This window comes from Blastococcus sp. HT6-30 (assembly GCF_039729015.1).
Lineage (GTDB): Bacteria > Actinomycetota > Actinomycetes > Mycobacteriales > Geodermatophilaceae > Blastococcus.
This window is the reverse complement of sequence record NZ_CP155792.1, coordinates 2,667,745-2,684,413: the sequence shown is the minus strand read 5'-3', so window position 1 is coordinate 2,684,413 and position 16,669 is coordinate 2,667,745. Positions and strand designations below refer to the sequence as shown.

The 16,669-nt window shown below is 74.0% G+C and carries 14 protein-coding genes; 8 read left to right on the top strand and 6 right to left on the bottom strand.

The window, feature by feature from the left end; all coding sequences use genetic code 11:
- Nucleotides 1-7: 7 nt before the first annotated feature.
- On the bottom strand, nucleotides 8-1,681 hold the full coding sequence (locus ABC795_RS12940; RefSeq protein ID WP_347057593.1) for an alkaline phosphatase D family protein: 1,674 nt from the start codon (nucleotides 1,679-1,681) through the stop codon (nucleotides 8-10).
- Between the two features lie 85 nt (nucleotides 1,682-1,766).
- Between ABC795_RS12940 and ftsY the strand changes: the two genes are divergently transcribed.
- The gene (ftsY, locus tag ABC795_RS12935; RefSeq protein ID WP_347057592.1) at nucleotides 1,767-2,993 is read left to right on the top strand and encodes a signal recognition particle-docking protein FtsY; all 1,227 of its coding nucleotides are present in this window, start codon (nucleotides 1,767-1,769) and stop codon (nucleotides 2,991-2,993) included.
- Nucleotides 2,994-3,014: 21 nt separating this feature from the next.
- On the opposite strand, the gene ABC795_RS12930 is transcribed toward ftsY, so the two are convergent.
- The 4 genes from ABC795_RS12930 to ABC795_RS12915 are packed head-to-tail and all read right to left on the bottom strand — an operon-like array spanning nucleotide 3,015 to nucleotide 5,548.
- The gene (locus ABC795_RS12930; RefSeq protein ID WP_347057591.1) at nucleotides 3,015-3,758 is read right to left on the bottom strand and encodes an ABC transporter ATP-binding protein; all 744 of its coding nucleotides are present in this window, start codon (nucleotides 3,756-3,758) and stop codon (nucleotides 3,015-3,017) included.
- The gene (gene cbiQ / locus ABC795_RS12925) at nucleotides 3,755-4,537 is read right to left on the bottom strand and encodes a cobalt ECF transporter T component CbiQ (RefSeq protein WP_347057590.1); all 783 of its coding nucleotides are present in this window, start codon (nucleotides 4,535-4,537) and stop codon (nucleotides 3,755-3,757) included. Before cbiQ ends, ABC795_RS12930 begins: the two co-directional genes overlap by 4 nt.
- 1 nt (nucleotide 4,538) lies before the next feature.
- Nucleotides 4,539-4,850 (bottom strand): PDGLE domain-containing protein, encoded by a 312-nt coding sequence (locus ABC795_RS12920; protein ID WP_347057589.1) that lies wholly within the window; start codon nucleotides 4,848-4,850, stop codon nucleotides 4,539-4,541.
- Complete coding sequence (locus ABC795_RS12915) at nucleotides 4,847-5,548, bottom strand: energy-coupling factor ABC transporter permease (protein WP_347057588.1); 702 nt, start codon at nucleotides 5,546-5,548, stop codon at nucleotides 4,847-4,849. The genes ABC795_RS12920 and ABC795_RS12915 overlap by 4 nt, the downstream gene beginning before the upstream one ends.
- Before the next feature lie 265 nt (nucleotides 5,549-5,813).
- Here ABC795_RS12915 and ABC795_RS12910 point away from each other — a divergent pair, with 265 nt between their 5' ends.
- From ABC795_RS12910 to ABC795_RS12885, 6 genes are all read left to right on the top strand, one after another.
- Nucleotides 5,814-7,136, top strand: a complete 1,323-nt coding sequence (locus tag ABC795_RS12910; protein ID WP_347057587.1) for an ammonium transporter — start codon at nucleotides 5,814-5,816, stop codon at nucleotides 7,134-7,136.
- Nucleotides 7,133-7,471, top strand: a complete 339-nt coding sequence (locus tag ABC795_RS12905) for a P-II family nitrogen regulator (protein WP_347057586.1) — start codon at nucleotides 7,133-7,135, stop codon at nucleotides 7,469-7,471. The genes ABC795_RS12910 and ABC795_RS12905 overlap by 4 nt, the downstream gene beginning before the upstream one ends.
- A gap of 107 nt (nucleotides 7,472-7,578) precedes the next feature.
- On the top strand, nucleotides 7,579-9,948 hold the full coding sequence (locus tag ABC795_RS12900) for a [protein-PII] uridylyltransferase (RefSeq protein WP_347057585.1): 2,370 nt from the start codon (nucleotides 7,579-7,581) through the stop codon (nucleotides 9,946-9,948).
- Between the two features lie 84 nt (nucleotides 9,949-10,032).
- A complete protein-coding gene (locus tag ABC795_RS12895; protein ID WP_347057584.1) occupies nucleotides 10,033-10,224 on the top strand; it encodes a hypothetical protein in 192 nt (63 codons plus the stop codon).
- 137 nt (nucleotides 10,225-10,361) lie between these two features.
- A complete protein-coding gene (gene ffh, locus ABC795_RS12890) occupies nucleotides 10,362-11,939 on the top strand; it encodes a signal recognition particle protein (protein WP_347057583.1) in 1,578 nt (525 codons plus the stop codon).
- Nucleotides 11,936-13,036 carry an amidohydrolase family protein gene (locus ABC795_RS12885; RefSeq protein WP_347057582.1) on the top strand — a complete coding sequence of 367 codons (1,101 nt, stop codon included), beginning with the start codon at nucleotides 11,936-11,938 and terminating at the stop codon, nucleotides 13,034-13,036. Before ffh ends, ABC795_RS12885 begins: the two co-directional genes overlap by 4 nt.
- A 27-nt stretch (nucleotides 13,037-13,063) precedes the next feature.
- On the opposite strand, the gene ABC795_RS12880 is transcribed toward ABC795_RS12885, so the two are convergent.
- Nucleotides 13,064-14,452: an LCP family protein gene (locus ABC795_RS12880; RefSeq protein WP_347057581.1), complete on the bottom strand. Its 1,389-nt coding sequence runs from the start codon at nucleotides 14,450-14,452 to the stop codon at nucleotides 13,064-13,066.
- 407 nt (nucleotides 14,453-14,859) lie between these two features.
- On the opposite strand from ABC795_RS12880, the gene ABC795_RS12875 reads away from it, so the two are divergent.
- Nucleotides 14,860-16,596: a proline--tRNA ligase gene (locus tag ABC795_RS12875; RefSeq protein WP_347057580.1), complete on the top strand. Its 1,737-nt coding sequence runs from the start codon at nucleotides 14,860-14,862 to the stop codon at nucleotides 16,594-16,596.
- Nucleotides 16,597-16,669: the final 73 nt, after the last annotated feature.

Here is a 16,669-nt window from a genome sequence, read left to right as displayed (position 1 = left end):
CAGCCTGTCACCCGCCGGACAGCGGCTCGTCGAGCACCTGCCGCAGGTGCTCGTCGCCCCGCTCCGACACCGACAGCAGGAACCGGGCCTCCCGGCCGTCCAGCACGAGCTCGCCGATCTGGTTGCCGAAGAAGGGTCCGGCGTTCTTGTCCCAGTCCAGGCTGGTGGGCTCGGCCCGGACCAGCCGCGCCAGGCGCTCGGTCCACCGGCGCGCCGCCCGGCTCCAGCCGACCCGGAAGCCGACGCGGATCGGGTGCGGCGCCTGGTTGTGCAGCGGGGAGACGGTCAGCTGGTGCACCCGGGCCCGGAGCCCGCCGGGACGCACCAGCTCGGCGGCGTAGGCGTGGTGGACGTCGCCGGAGAGGACCAGCGCCGTGGCGGGAGCCCGGCCGTGGTCCCCGCGGGCGACGGCGGTCAGCGCCGCGCCCAGCCGCTCGAAGGAGTGGCTGAAGGCCGACCAGTGCTCCAGGTCGGCCGCCTGCCGGATCGCCTCGGCGATCCGGCCACGCCAGCGGCCGTGGTGCCGCACGTTGAGCGTCTCGTTCCACCGCTCCAGGTTGTGGATCGCGTGCGGCAGCAGCCAGGGCAGCGAGGTGCCGACGATGAGGTGCTCCACGCCCTCGTCCACGGCGCGGCGCATCGCGGCCTCGACCCAGGCGAACTCGTCCTCGTCGAGCATCCGGCGGTGCTGCTCCTCCAGGACCCGGCCCGCCCGGCTGTCGACCATGATCAGCCGCACGTCGCCCCAGTGCCGCACGAAGCTCCACCGGATCGTCGCCGGTTCGGCGTCGGCCAGCTCGGCCATCTCGCGCAGCACCGGCTCGGCGTCCCGCGCGGGGTCGTCCGCGCCCAGCCCCTGGATCGCCTGCCAGGCCTTGCTCTCGGCCAGCTCCCGCGGGCTGAGGTTGCCCAGGTGCTGGTACACCCAGTAGCTGACCAGGCCGCCGGTGATCCGCCCGTGCCACCAGGGCTGCTGGGAGGCCGTGGCCCGCCAGGCCGCCGAGGTGTTCCAGTCGTCGATCATCTCGTGGTCGTCGAAGATCATGGACGACGGGATGGTCGACAGCAGCCACCGCACCCGGGGGTCCTGCCAGGACTCGTAGTACAGCCGGGTGTACTCCTCGAAGTCCACGATCTCGTCGTCCGGGGACCGGTGCCCGGTGCGCCCGTCATGCCGGCGGTGCAGCAGCGACCTGGTGTGCTCGCTCAGCTCGTCGGCGTACACCTGGTCGCCCAGCAGGACCAGCGCGTCGGGCCAGCGGTCCTCCGGCAGGGCCGCCACCTGGTCGGCGTAGAGGTCCAGGGCGTCCGGCGGGATGCCCTCCGAGGCCGCGACGGTGCCGGGGCTGGCGTAGCGGCAGGAGCCGAAGGCCAGCCGGAACGCACCCGGACCGCCCGGCGTCCGGATCCGGCTGGCCGGGAACGCCGAGTCCTCGGGCGGCCACACCCGGACGTCGTCCAGGCGGACCTCGTACGGCGTGGTGCTTCCGGGCTCGAGGTCCTCCACGACGACCAGCGCGTAGTGGTGGACGCCGACGCAGAAGGTGCGCGCGCTCCGGCCGAGGACGGCGACCTCGCAGGGGCGGTCGGTCTCGACCCAGACGGTGGCCGACACGGGGTCGACGTGCCGCAGGAGCGGCCCCAGCACGAGGGTAGGAGCGCTGTCGGCAGCGGGTGGCATGGGCACAGCCTGGCCCACGGCCGCCGCGCTCGTCAGCCGGTGTCCCCGCCGCCACGACCGGGACGCGGCTGGAAGACTCGCGGGCATGGAATTCGTGCTGATCGCCATCGCGATCCTGCTGGTCGCCCTGATCACCGGGGTCAGCCTCCTCGTCGGCCGTGGCCGGCGGACCACGCGCCTCGACGACGACGCCGTCAGCGGCACGACGCTGACCCGGCCACGGCCGCCCGCGCCGCCGGCCGACGAGCGGCGGCCGACCGGTGCCACCGCCTCCGGCCTCGGCCTGCCCGACGTCGCACAGCCCGACGCGGTCTCCCCGGATGCGCCGCCGGCCGTCGAGCTGCCCCCGGCCGAGCCCGAGCCGGGCCTGGTCTTCGACACACCGCTGCCCTCGGCCGGCCGGCTGGTGCGGCTGCGCTCCCGGCTCGCCCGCTCGCAGTCCTCGCTGGGCCGCGGCCTGCTCACCGTCCTGGCCCGGGAGAAGCTGACCGAGGACGACTGGGAGGAGATCGAGGAGACCCTGCTCGCCGCCGACGTCGGCGTGGCGGCCACCACCCAGATCGTGGAACGGCTGCGCACCCAGTCGATGGTGCTGGCGACCGCCTCGGGGGCGGACCTGCGCGAGCTGCTGGTGCGCGAGCTGACGGCCGTGCTGGGTCCCGACCTCGACCGATCCCTCGGCACCGCCCGCCACGAGGGGCGGCCGGGTGTGGTGCTGGTCGTCGGGGTGAACGGCGCCGGCAAGACCACCACCGTCGGCAAGCTCGCCCGCGTGCTCGTCGGTGACGGCAGGAGCGTCCTCCTCGGCGCCGCGGACACCTTCCGCGCCGCGGCCGCCGACCAGCTGGAGACCTGGGGCGAGCGCGTGGGCGTGCTCACCGTCCGCGGCCGGGAGGGCGGCGACCCCGCAGCCGTCGCCTTCGAGGCGGTCCGTACCGGCGTCGAAGCGGAGGTGGACACCGTCGTGGTGGACACCGCGGGGCGGCTGCACACCAAGTCGGGGCTGATGGACGAGCTGGGCAAGGTCAAGCGGGTCGTGGAGAAGCAGGCGCCGGTCACCGAGGTGCTGCTGGTCCTCGACGCCACCACCGGGCAGAACGGCGTCGTCCAGGCGCGGGTGTTCACCGAGGCCGTGACCGTCACCGGCGTGGTGCTGACCAAGCTGGACGGCACCGCGAAGGGCGGCATCGTCGTCCGCGTGCAGCAGGAGCTCGGGATCCCGGTCAAGCTCATCGGTCTCGGCGAGGGCCCCGACGACCTCGCGCCCTTCGAGCCGCGGGCGTTCGCCGAGGGGCTCGTCGGCGAGGTCTGAGCAGGCGGCGCGTCCGCCGGCTCAGCCGGCCGGCGTGAAGCCGTACGGGAGCTCGAGCCGGTGCGCGGCCAGGAGCGGGGCGTCGGTGAGCAGCTCGCCCGTCGGGCCGTCGGCCACCACGGTGCCGCCGTCGAGGATCACCGACCGGGCGCACAGCTGGGCGGCGTAGGGCAGGTCGTGGGTGACCATCAGCAGGGTGACCGGGAGGTCGGCGAGCACCTCGGCCAGCTCGCGGCGGCCGGCCGGGTCCAGGTTCGAGGACGGCTCGTCGAGGACGACGATCTCCGGCTGCATCGCCAGCACCGTGGCGACGGCGACCCGGCGGCGCTGCCCGAAGGACAGGTGGTGCGGGGGGCGGTCGGTGGTGTCGCCCATGCGCACCGTCTCCAGCGCGGCGGCCACGCGGGCGGCCACCTCCTCCTCGGGCAGGCCGAGGTTGCGCGGGCCGAACGCCACGTCCTCGCCGACGGTCGGCATGAAGAGCTGGTCGTCGGGGTCCTGGAACACCACGCCGACCCGGCGGCGGATCTCCTGGAGGGTCTTCTTCTGCACGGGCAGGCCGGCGACGGTCACCTGCCCGCGGCCGGCCCGCAGGATGCCGTTGAGGTGCTGCACCAGCGTCGTCTTGCCCGCACCGTTGGGGCCCAGCAGAGCGACCCGCTCGCCGCGCTCCACCCGCAGGTCCACGCCGAACAACGCCTGGTGCCCGTCGGGGTAGGCGAAGGCGAGGTCCTCGACCAGCAGGGACGGCGGAGGTGCGCTCACCCCAGCAGCATCCCCGCGAGCAGCACCGCGGCCGCCACCAGGGGCAGGCCGAGCCCGAGCGCCCACTCCCGCGGCGCGACCGCGGCCGACGGTCCGGCCGGCACGGTGCCGCGGTAGCCGCGGCTGAGCATCGCCAGGTGCACCCGCTCGCCCCGCTCGTAGGACCGGACGAACAGGGCGCCGGCGGTGGCGCCGAGCACCCGCAGCCCGCGGAGCCCGCCGCCGGTGAAGCCACGGGACTCCCGGGCCACCCGCATGCGGTGCAGTTCGCCGCCCACGACGTCGGCGTAGCGGATCATGAACATCAGGATCTGCACGAGCACCTGCGGCAGCCGCAGCCGCTCCAGCCCGCGGAGCAGCGCCCGGGGTTCCGTCGTCGCGGCGAGGACGGTGGCGGCCAGGACCGACAGCGTCGCCTTGGCCAGCAGCCCGCCACCGGCCGCCAGGCCGGTCCCGGAGAGGGAGAGCCCGAGCACCTCGACGCGGGGCCCGCGGGCGACGAACGGCATCAGGAGGGCGAACGCCACGAACGGCACCTCGACGACCAGCCCCCGCAGCAGCCGGCCGGGACCCACCCCCGCCAGCGCGGCGGTGCCCAGGACGGCGAGCAGGTACCCGGCGTAGGCGGCCGGGGCCCACGGGGCGTGGACCGGGGTGGCGACGACGACGACGGCGAACGCCAGCACCGCGACGAGCTTGACGTGCGGCTGGAGGCGGTGGACGACGGTGCTGCCCGGCAGGTAGCGGGCGGTCAGGGTGCCGCCGTGGCCCGCTCCCACGTCAGTTCCGGCCGGAGGCGGCGCCACGGCGGCGGAGCAGCCAGGTCACGCCGCCGGCGAGGCCAAGGGTGAGCAGGACACCCACGACCCCGGCGGTGCCGGCCGAGAGCCGGTTCTCCTCGCCGTCGACCAGGTAGTCGGCGAACGGGGAGCCCGCCGTGGCGCTCTCCTCGGCGGTGTGCGCGAAGCCGGACTGCTCGGCGGCCCACTCGAGGCCGTCGGGGGAGGCGCTGGCGTACCAGCTTCCGATCCCCGCGACGACCAGGGCGGCGACCAGCCCGGCGATCCAGAGGCTGCGACCCCGGCGGTTCACCGGGCCACCTCCGCGCCCGCCGGACGGCGATCCTCGAGCACGGTGGCGGTGCGCAGGCCGCGCGCCCCGTGCACCAGGTCGGGCCGGACGGCGAGCACCGCACCGACCACCGCCACCGTGATGGCGGCCTCGCCGATGCCGATGAGCAGGTGCACGCCGGTCATCGCCGATGCGACGGTGCCGAGCGGCAGGTCGACCGTGCCGCCCAGGGCGAACAGCCCGACGAACGTCAGGGCGGCTGCGGGCACCGAGAGGAAGGCGGCCGCGCCGGACGCGGCCAGCACGCCGGTGCGGGTGCGGGGGAGCACCGCCGCCAGCCCCCGGAACACCCCGTAGCCGACCACCACGGCGAGCAGGCCCATCAGCGTGACGTTGGTGCCCAGGGCGGTCAGCCCGCCGTCGGCGAACAACACGGCCTGCACGAGCAGCACCGCCGTCATGCAGAGCACGGCCGTCCACGGGCCGACCAGGACAGCGGTGAGCACGGCGCCGATGAGGTGGCCGCTGGTGCCGGCGGCGACGGGGAAGTTGATCATCTGGCCCGCGAAGACGAAAGCCGCGGTGAGCCCGGCGAGCGGGGCGGTGCGGTCGTCGAGCTCGGCGCGGGTCCTGCGGAGGGCCAGCGCGACCGTCCCGGCGGCGAGCGCGCCGGTGGCCACGGAGGTGGGGACGTCGAGGAAGCCATCGGGGACGTGCACGGGGTCGACCTTATTGCACAGAGTTTGCAATTAGCGACCCGCCGACGTCCGGACGGAGTCATCGGCGCCCCGTCCCGAGCCGCCGCAACACGCCTGCAACGAAAAGGTCGGACACGCGGTGCGGAGTTCACGACCCGGAAACGCGATGCCGACGTCGCCGGAAACAACGGCCGGGCACGGTGAACGCCGCATCGCCCCTCCCGCACCCAGGGCGGGGCCCCACCGATACGGCCGCCCGGCCGACGACCCGACACAGGAGGTTGCCGTGCTCGACACCGGCAATACCGCCTGGATCCTCACCAGTGCGTCGCTCGTGCTGCTGATGACCCCAGGCCTCGCGCTGTTCTACGGCGGCATGGTCCGCGCCAAGAGCGTCCTGAACATGATGATGATGAGCTTCGGGGCGCTGGCGCTGATCAGCGTGCTGTGGGTGCTCTGGGGCTACTCGATCGCCTTCGGGGACGACATCGGCGGCGGCCTCCTGGGCAGCCCCTTCGAGTTCTTCGGGCTGAACGGCCTCATGGAGGACACCGACGCGGCGCTCCCGACCATGGCCTTCGTCGGCTTCCAGTCCGCCTTCGCCATCCTCACCGTGGCGCTGATCTCCGGTGCCATCGCCGATCGCGCGAAGTTCGGTGCCTGGATGGTCTTCGCCGGCATCTGGGCGACCGTCGTCTACTTCCCGGTGGCGCACTGGGTCTTCGCCTTCGACGGCGACGACGTGGTCGGCGGCTGGATCGCCAACGACCTGGCCGCGATCGACTTCGCCGGCGGCACCGCCGTGCACATCAACGCCGGTGCGGCGGGCCTGGCGCTCGCCCTGGTGCTGGGCAAGCGGCGCGGCTTCGGCCGTGAGGCGATGCGCCCGCACAACCTGCCGCTGGTCATGATCGGCGCCGGGCTGCTGTGGTTCGGCTGGTTCGGCTTCAACGCCGGCTCCGCGCTGGCCGCCGACAACACCGCCTCGGTGGTGTGGGTGAACACGCTGGTGGCCACCGGCGCGGCGACGCTCGGCTGGCTCGTGGTGGAGAAGATCCGCGACGGTCACTCGACCTCGCTGGGCGCCGCCTCCGGTGTCGTCGCCGGCCTGGTCGCGATCACGCCGGCCTGCTCCGCGGTCTCCCCGATCGGCGCCATCATCATCGGCGCGATCGCCGGTGCGCTCTGCGCCCTGGCCGTGGGCCTGAAGTACAAGCTGGGCTACGACGACTCGCTCGACGTCGTCGGCGTCCACCTGGTCGGCGGCCTGTGGGGCACCATCGCCATCGGCTTCTTCGCCGACCCCGACGCCCCCGCTGGTGTCGAGAGCCTCTTCTACGGCGGCAGCGTCGACCAGCTCTGGCGCCAGGTCGTGGGGGCGGTGGCCGTCCTCGCCTTCTCCTTCGTCCTTACGCTGGTCATCGGGCTCGTCATCCAGAAGACGATGGGCTTCCGCCTCACCGAGGACGACGAGGTCACCGGCATCGACAACGTCGTGCACGCCGAGTCGGGCTACGACTTCGCTTCCCTCGGCGGCAGCGGTTCCACCGCCCCACTGGCCGGCCAGGCGCGTGCCGAGGCCCGCAACACCGAGAGGACGCTGGCATGAAGCTGGTCACCGCGATCGTCAAGCCGTTCAAGCTCGACGACGTCAAGAACGCGCTCGAGCTGATCGGCATCGCCGGGCTCACCGTCAGCGAGGTCCAGGGCTTCGGCCGTCAGCGGGGTCACACCGAGGTCTACCGCGGGGCGGAGTACCAGGTGGACTTCGTGCCGAAGGTCCGCATCGAGGTGGTCGTCAGCGAGCTCGACGCCGCCCGGGTCGTGGACGCCGTCGTGGAGTCCGCCTCCACCGGCCAGATCGGCGACGGCAAGGTCTGGGTGACCTCGGTCGACGAGATCGTCCGGGTCCGCACCGGCGAGCGCGGCGACGACGCGCTCTGACCGGAGCGATGTGGCAACTCGCGCGTAGCGCACCCGTCGGCCGGGGTGGTGGGATCGCCCGCCACCCCGGCCGACGCCTTTCATCCGGGCCGTACCGAGGGGGAGTCGTGCTGGACACCGAGGCGTTGCCGGGGCTCGGCCGCGCGGAGCGGGTCGAGGCCCTGGACGGGTGGCTCACCGGGCTGCTCGGCGACGCCGTCGCCGGAACGCCGCCGCCCCGGTCCCGGCGTGGTGGGCCGCCGCCCCGGACGGGCACCGACGGCCTCGCGCTGGTCGCCGTCGGCAGCCTCGGCCGCCGGGAGCTCCCGCCGCACGGTGACCTGGACCTGGTCCTGGTGCACGAGGACCGGCCGGAGATCGCCGCCGTCGCCGATGCCCTCTGGTACCCGGTCTGGGACGCCGGCCTGCGCCTGGACCACTCGGTCCGGTCGGTGGCCGAGGCGGTCACCGTCTCCTCCACCGACGTCAAGGCCGGGCTCGGTCTGCTCGACGCCCGGCTGGTGGCCGGGGACGCGGAGCTGGCCGCCCGGCTGCGGACGGCGGCGCTCGCCAGCTGGCGGCAGCACGCCTCGCGGCTGATGCCGCAGCTGCGCGACCTGCGCCGGGAGCGGGCCCGCCGGCTGGGGGAGCTGGCGTTCCTGCTCGAGCCCGACCTCAAGGAGGCATACGGCGGGCTGCGCGAGGGCCAGGTGCTCCGGGCAGCGGCCGCGGCGCAGCTCGCCGACGAACCCACCGCCGAGGTCGAGCAGGCCTACGCCTTCCTGCTCGACGTGCGCGACGAGCTGCGCCGCCGGTCCGGGCGGGCGTCGGACGTCCTCGTGCGCCAGGAGCAGCGCGCGATCGCCGCGACCCTGGGGCTGGCCGACGAGGACGTCCTGCTGCGTGAGGTGAGCCTGGCCGGACGGCGGCTGAGCTTCGTCGCCGACGAGACCTGGCGCCGGGTGGAGGCCGCGCTGGTCCGCCGACCGCGCGGGCGGTACCGCCGGGTGCGCCGCGAGCCGCTGGCCGAGGGCGTCGTCCGGCAGGGCGACGAGGTGGTGCTCGCCCGCGACGCCCACCCCGCCACCGACCCCGGGCTGGTGCTGCGGGCCGCCGCCGCGGCGGCCCGCGCGGACCTGCTGCTCTCCCCGTACACCCTCAAGGTGCTCGCGGTGCACAGCCCGTCGTTGCCCGAGCCGTGGCCGCCGGAGGCGCGCTGGTCGTTCCTGCGGATCCTGGCCAGCGGACGGTCGGCGGTCCCGGTGCTGGAGCAGCTGGACCAGGAGGGCCTGCTCTCCCGGCTGCTGCCCGAGTGGGACCGGATCCGGTCGCTGCCGCAGCGCCACCCGTGGCACCGTTACACGGTCGACCGCCACCTGATCGAGGCCGCGGCCGCGGCCAGCGAGCTGACCCGTGACGTCGACCGGCCCGACCTCCTGCTGGTCGCGGCCCTGCTGCACGACATCGGGAAGGGGTGGCAGGGGGACCACAGCGTGGTCGGGGAACCGATCGCCGCGGAGATCGGCGCCCGCATGGGCTTCTCCGAGCCCGACGTCGCCGTGCTCGGCACGCTGGTGCGCCACCACCTGCTGCTGCCCGCGACGGCGACCCGGCGCGACATCGACGATCCCGCGACCATCGAGCGGGTCGCGGCCACCATCGGGCACGACGCCACGGTGCTGCAGCTGCTGCACGCCCTGGCGCAGGCCGACGGCGCCGCCACCAGCGCCTCGGCGTGGTCGCCGTGGAAGGCGCACCTGGTCGCGGCGCTGGTCGCCCGGGTGCAGGCCGCCCTGGGCGGCCCGCAGCTGGCCGAACCCGACCCCGTGCTCCACCCCACCTCGGCACAGGTGACCACGTCCGCCCCCGACATCACCGGTGTCACCCGGTCGGTGACCGTCGGGATCGAGGAGGTGGCCGACGGCCAGCAGGTGACCATCGGCGCCCCCGACCAGCCGGGGTTGCTCAGCACCTGCGCCGGCGTGCTGGCGCTCAACCAGCTCGACGTGCGAGCGGCGAAGATGACGGTGGCCGACGGCTACGGCACCGGGGTGTTCGCGGTGCGGCCGCGGTTCGGCCGCGCGCCGGTGCCGGAGATCCTCGCCGACGGGGTGCGGGCGGCGCTGGAGGGGACGCTGTCGCTCCCCGAGCGGCTGCGGCAGCGGGAGGTCGACTACCGCGAGGAGGCGCGGTCCGCGCCACCGCGCATCTCCTGGCACAACCACGAGGTCAGCGGCCGAGCGACCGGGATCGTCGAGGTGCGGGCCGGGGACCGGGCCGGGCTGCTCTACCGGCTCACGGCGGCGATCGCGAGCGAGGGGCTGGACGTGACCTCCGCCCGCATCGAGACGCTCGGCGGTGACGCGGTCGACTGCTTCTACGTGTGCAACCCGTCCGGCTTGCCGGTCGACCCGCAACAGCGGGAGCGGGTGGATGCGGCGCTGGTGGCGGCGACGCGCGGGCCCGCGGTGGCGGTGGGCCCCGACACGCCGTCCTGAGGTCCTCGGTCCTGTCAGTGGTGCGTGCGACCGTCGCGAGGCGGACCGGGACGGACCGGTCCCACCTACCGAGAGGAGTTCGTCGTGGACAGCCGCCAGTGGCCCTGCCCCGCCTGCGGGGAGGACCGGGACTTCGTGCAGCCGCCCTGCGTCGACGGGCACACCGAGGACGGCGGCGAGTGCCCCGAGTGGGCCTGTGCCGACTGCGGCGCCGCGCTGGTCGCCGGGGACGCCGCCGTGGTGCCCGCGGCTGCCCGGCTCGGCCGCGCAGCCTGAGGAAGGGCACTCCCACCCTGCATCGCTCGCAGGCTCGCGGCGGGACCCTCCGGGAGAACCGCCCCTTCCTCGCCACTCGATACGCTGGGGATCAGGTGGTGCGGCGAGCCCGCGCCCGTGACTCCTGAGGACGTGCTGTGTTCGAGACCCTTTCCGACCGCCTCGACAAGGTCTTCACCGGCCTCCGGGGCAAGGGTCGGCTCTCCGACGCCGACATCGACGCGACCGCGCGCGAGATCCGCATCGCGCTGCTGGAGGCCGACGTCGCGCTGCCGGCGGTGCGAGCCTTCATCGCCGCCGTCAAGGAGCGCGCCCGGGGCGCGGAGGTCTCGCAGGCGCTGAACCCGGCGCAGCAGGTCGTCAAGATCGTCAACGAGGAGCTCATCCAGATCCTCGGCGGCGAGACCCGCCGCATCCGGCTGGCCAAGCAGTCGCCGACGGTGATCATGCTGGCCGGTCTGCAGGGTGCCGGTAAGACCACCCTCGCCGGCAAGCTGGGGCGCTGGCTGAAGTCGCAGGGGCACACGCCGCTGCTGGTGGCCGCCGACCTGCAGCGCCCGAACGCGGTGAACCAGCTGTCGATCGTGGCCGGTCAGGCCGGGGTCGACGTCTTCGCGCCGGAGCCGGGCAACGGCGTCGGCGACCCGGTGCAGGTGGCCCGCGACTCGATCGAGCACGCCCGCCGCACCATGCACGACGTCGTCGTCGTCGACACCGCCGGCCGGCTGGGCATCGATGCCGAGCTGATGCAGCAGGCCGCCGACATCCGCGACGCCGTCACGCCCGACGAGACCCTCTTCGTCGTCGACGCGATGATCGGCCAGGACGCCGTCACCACCGCGCAGGCCTTCCAGGAGGGCGTCGGGTTCAGCGGGGTCGTCCTGACCAAGCTCGACGGTGACGCCCGCGGTGGTGCCGCGCTGTCGGTGCGGTACGTGACCGGCCAGCCGATCATGTTCGCCTCCACCGGCGAGAAGCTCAGCGACTTCGACGTCTTCCACCCCGAGCGGATGGCCTCGCGCATCCTCGGCATGGGCGACATGCTGACGCTGATCGAGCAGGCCGAGCGGACGTTCGACGCCGAGCAGGCCGAGCGGATGGCGGGCAAGCTCGCCTCCCGCGAGGGCTTCACCCTCGAGGACTTCCTCGAGCAGATGATGGCGATCCGCAAGATGGGGCCGATCGCCAACCTGCTCGGCATGCTCCCGGGCGCGGGCCAGATGAAGGAACAGCTCAAGCAGGTCGACGACCGGGACCTCGACCGCACGGCGGCGATCATCCAGTCGATGACGCCCGAGGAGCGGGTCAACTCGAAGATCATCAACTCGTCCCGCCGGGTGCGCATCGCCAACGGCTCGGGCGTGACGGTCACCGAGGTCAACGGCCTGCTGGAGCGGTTCGCCCAGGCCCAGAAGATGATGGGCCAGATGGCCGGCAGCATGGGGCTGCCCGGCATGGGCCCGATGTCGAAGAAGGCGCGCGGCCGGCAGATGCAGGCGCAGTCGAAGAAGGGCAAGGGGAAGAAGGGCAAGGGGAAGGGTGGCCCGGCCCGCCGTCCCGTGGGCGCCCCCGGGCTGCCGCCCGGTGCGGGCTTCCCCGGCGGGGCGAACCCCTTCGGTGGGGGCGGGATGCCGGGGCTGCCCCCCGGCCAGGGCATGCCCGACCTCACCAAGCTCAACTTCGACCAGTTCAAGGACGAGCGGCCGGGCCGGTGACCGCCCCCGCATCGGTGGGGGCAGCGCTGCACCTGTCCGGTGTGGTGCTGCCCGAGGGGGAGCACCGCGACGTCTGGGTGCGCGACGGGCGGTTCACCTTCGAGCCGGTCCCGGGCGCGGAGACGGTCAGCCGGGGTGGCTGGCTGCTGCCCGGCCTGGTCGACGCGCACTGCCACGTCGGCATCGCCCGCGGCGGCGGCCACGTCGAGGACCTCGCCGCCGCGCGCACCCAGGCGCTCGTGGAGCGGGACGCCGGGGTGCTGGCGCTGCGCGACTGCGGCTCACCGGTGGACACCCGGGAGCTGGACGGGGACCCGGAGCTGCCGACGATCATCCGGGCCGGGCGGCACATCGCCCGGACCCGCCGGTACATCCCCGGGCTCGGCATCGAGATCGAGCCCGACGACCTGGTGGCGCAGACGCGTATCCAGGCCCGCCGTGGCGACGGCTGGGTGAAGCTGGTCGGCGACTGGATCGACCGGTCCGTCGGCGACCTGGCGCCGGAGTGGCCGGCCGACGTCCTCGCCGCGGCGATCATGGCCGCGCACGAGGAGGGCGCCCGGGTCACCGCGCACACCTTCGGCACCGATGCGCTGCCGGCGCTGATCGAGGCCGGGATCGACTGCATCGAGCACGGCACCGGGCTGACCGAGGAGCTCATCGGCGAGATGGCCCGGCGCGGCACCGCCGTCGTCCCGACGCTGGTGAACGTGGAGAACTTCCCCGGGTTCGCGGCGGCGGGGGAGAAGAAGTTCCCCAGCTACGCCAGCACGATGCGGCGGCTGTACGCGAACTCCGGTGCGGTGGTGCGGGCCGCCTACGAGGCGGGCGTTCCGGTGTTCGCCGGCACCGACGCGGGCGGCGGCATCGACCACGGGGTCATCGCCGACGAGATCCGCGCACTGCGCGGCGCCGGCATCCCGGCCGAGGCGGCGCTGGCGGCGGGCTCGTGGCAGGCGCGCGAGTGGCTCGGGCTGCGCGGCATCGAGGAGGGGGCGAGGGCCGACGTCGTGGTCTACGAGACCGACCCGCGCGCCGACCTCGACTCGTTGCAGCGACCGCAGCGAACGATCCTCGGCGGCCGCCTCGTCAGCTGATCGTCCGCCGGCCGAGAGCGGCAGGCGTCAGTTGATGCAGCCGGTGTCGGCGGCGGTGCGGGCGTCCTCGCCCGCACCAGCTTCCGCCGGCGGCTGGACGTCGGTGGCCTCCCCGACGCCGTTGAAGTCCGTGCCCAGGACGAGCTGCACGGTGCCCGGCGTGGCGCCGTCGACGACCTCGGTGACGGCGCCGGGGACGGCGGCGGCGACCGTGGCGGCGAGGGTCTCGTCGCCCGCGGCGTGCCGGACCACCGTCTGCAGGTAGTCGGAGGAGTCCGCGTTGCCGGTGGAGACCACGGTGAACCCCTCGGCGTCGAGCTCGGTCTCCGCCTGGGCGGCCAGCCCACTGGCCCCGGAGCCGTTGAAGACGGCCACGGAGACCTCCGAGGGGTCGACGGTCTCCGGCGGGGCGGCGTCCTCGGATGCGGGCTCCTCGGGTTCGGCCGACAGCTCCGCGAAGAACCGGCGCAGCGTCTCCTCCTCCTCGAGCCGGACGATCGACTTGTCACCTTCCCGATCGACCCCGAGGTTCGGCACGGTCTGGAACTCGATGCTGCCCGTGGTCACCGACTGCATCTGCTCGGCGAGCTGGAGCAGGTCCAGGTCCTCGTCCACGGTGAGCGACTCCGCGGCGGCCTGGACCAGCTCCCGCTGCTTGCCGAGATCGAGCAGCACGTCCTCGGAGAGCATCTTGCGCAGGACGCCGGCGATGAAGACCTGCTGGCGGACGATGCGGTCGAAGTCGCCCCCGGGCAGCCCGTGCCGCTGGCGGACGAACCTCAGCGCGTCCGCGCCGCTGATGGTCTGCGGTCCGGCCGGGAAGAAGGCCCCGGACCACTCGCGGTCGTCCACCGCGGTGCACAGGTTCACCTCGACGCCGCCCACGACCGAGCTGAGCTCGAAGAAGCCGAGCAGATCCACCTCGGCGTAGTGGTCGATCTGCAGCCCGGTGAGCCGGTTGATGGTCCGGACCAGCAGCCGGGCCCCGGCGGCCTGGCGCCCGCTCTGGTCGGCGCTCCCGGCATCGGCGTAGCCGTAGGCGTACGCGGCGTTGAGCTTGTCCCAGCCGTAGCCGGGGATCTCGACCCACGAGTCGCGCGGGAAGGAGACGAACGATGCCCGGGACCCGTCGGCGGGCACGTGCGCCAGGATCATCGTGTCGGTGTTGACCCCGGAGTCGGTGCCGGCGTTGAACTCCGCCAGCTGCTCGTCGGTCAGGTTGCTGCGGCTGTCGTTGCCGACCAGCAGCAGGTTCATCGCCTCGCCGACGTCCCCGCTGTCCTCGTTGCCGTCGGCGGGGATGGCGTCGGTCCGGTTCACCGTCGCGTCGGCGACCTGGCCGAGGTACCAGCCCCAGCCCGAGCCGGCGAGCAGCAGCACCGAGAGGAGCCCGGCGACGATTCGGCTCGCGACCACGAGGCGACGGCGGCGGCCCAGCGGTGGCGGCCCGGCGGAGTCCGCACGCGCACGGGAAGGCGGCCGCCCGCCGGCGCGCGGGTCGAGGCGTGCGGGCAGCGGTCGGTCGGCGCCGCCCTGCCGGCTGCCGTCTCGGCCCACGGATGCCTCGCTTCCGGGGTCGGCCCCGCGACGGGGTCGTGGACGCGCCTCTGACCTGGCCGATCGTAGCCACGGCGCGGCCGCTGCGGGTGATCGATCCGGGCGAGCTCATGCCCGACGCCCCGGCTCGAGCGCCGTCGCGTCCAGGCCCGGCCCCTCGTCGGCGACCGTGACCAGTGCACCGCCGCCGTCCCGCGGCACGGCTCTCGGGCCCGGCGGTGAGATCACCTCGCCGGGCCTGGGAGACTTCTCCTGTGCTGTTGCGGATGTCCTCCCTGTTCCTGCGGACCCTTCGGGACGACCCGGCCGACGCCGAGGTACCGAGCCACCGCCTGCTCGTGCGTGCCGGCTACATCCGGCGGGCCGCACCCGGTGGGTTCAGCTGGCTGCCGCTGGGCTTCCGCGTGTTCCGCAACGTCGAGTGCATCGTCCGCGAGGAGATGGACGCGATGGGCGCGCAGGAGGTGCACTTCCCCTCGCTGCTGCCCAAGGAGCCCTACGAGGCCACCGGCCGCTGGACCGAGTACGGCGACAACCTGTTCCGGCTCAAGGACCGCCGCGGCATCGACCACCTGCTCGGCCCCACGCACGAGGAGATGTTCACGCTCCTGGTGAAGGACCTGTACTCGTCGTACAAGGACCTGCCGCTGTCGCTGTACCAGATCCAGACCAAGTTCCGGGACGAGGCACGCCCCCGCGCCGGTCTGCTGCGCGGCCGCGAGTTCACGATGAAGGACAGCTACTCCTTCGACGTCGACGACGCCGGGCTGGACAAGAGCTACGCCGCGCACCGCGATGCCTACATCCGCATCTTCGACCGGCTGGGCCTCGAGTACGCCATCGTCTCGGCGATGTCGGGGGCCATGGGCGGCTCGAAGAGCGAGGAGTTCCTGCACCCCACGGCGATCGGCGAGGACACCTTCGTCCGCTCACCCGGCGGCTACGCGGCCAACGTCGAGGCGGTCACCACCGTCGTTCCCGACGAGGTTCCGCTCGACGGTCTGCCCGAGGCGCACGTCGAGGACACCCCCGACACGCCGACCATCGAGACGCTCGTCGCCGTCGCGCAGCAGATGTTCCCCGACGCCGGCTACACCGCCGCGTCGACGCTGAAGAACGTCGTCGTCACGCTGGTCCACCCCGACGGCACCCGCGAGCCGCTGGCCGTCGGCCTCCCCGGCAACCGCGAGGTCGACGCCAAGCGCCTGGAGGCGCAGGTCGCCCCCGCCGAGGTCGAGCCGTTCGCCGAGTTCGACGAGCACCCCGCACTGGTCAAGGGCTACATCGGCCCGCAGGTGCTCGGCGCGGACAGCGAGTCGGGGATCCGGTACCTGGTCGACCCGCGCGTGGTGTCCGGAACCCGCTGGATCACCGGCGCCAACCAGCCGGGCAAGCACGTGTTCGACCTCGTCGCCGGCCGGGACTTCACCTGGGACGGCGTCATCGAGGCCGCCGAGGTGCTTGCCGGCGACCCGGCGCCCGACGGCTCCGGGCCGCTGGAGCTCGCCCGCGGCGTGGAGATGGGTCACATCTTCCAGCTGGGCCGCAAGTACGCCGCCGCCCTCGGCCTCCAGGTGCTCGACGAGAACGGCAAGCTGGTCACCGTCACGATGGGCTCCTACGGGATCGGCGTCTCCCGCGCGGTCGCCGCGATCGCCGAGTCCACCCACGACGAGCTGGGCCTGGTCTGGCCCCGCGAGGTCGCCCCGGCCGACGTGCACGTCGTCGCCACCGGCAAGGACCCCGGGATCTTCGAGGCCGCCGGGACGCTGGCGCAGGAGCTGGTAGCCGCCGGGCTCACCGTGCTCTACGACGACCGCCCGAAGGTCTCCCCGGGCGTGAAGTTCAAGGACGCGGAGCTGCTCGGCATGCCGACGATCGTCACCGTCGGCCGCGGCCTGGCCGAGGGCGTCCTGGAGCTGCGCGACCGCAGGACCGGTGAGCGCGAGGAGATCCCGGTCGACGGGGCTGCAGCCTGCATCCTCGCGGCCGTCGGGAAGTAGCAGGGGGACCCGTCCTCCTGCCGCCTCGCACGCTCGGCGCGAGCCTCCGGACGGGGCTGGGCGGCGCCGGCGC

Coding starts and splice junctions, on each gene's coding strand:
- ABC795_RS12875 (WP_347057580.1), top strand. CDS start 14,860: ATGTCCTCCCTGTTCCTGCGGACCCTTCGGGACGACCCGGCCGACGCC.
- ABC795_RS12905 (WP_347057586.1), top strand. CDS start 7,133: ATGAAGCTGGTCACCGCGATCGTCAAGCCGTTCAAGCTCGACGACGTC.
- ftsY (WP_347057592.1), top strand. CDS start 1,767: ATGGAATTCGTGCTGATCGCCATCGCGATCCTGCTGGTCGCCCTGATC.
- ABC795_RS12940 (WP_347057593.1), bottom strand. CDS start 1,681: ATGCCACCCGCTGCCGACAGCGCTCCTACCCTCGTGCTGGGGCCGCTC.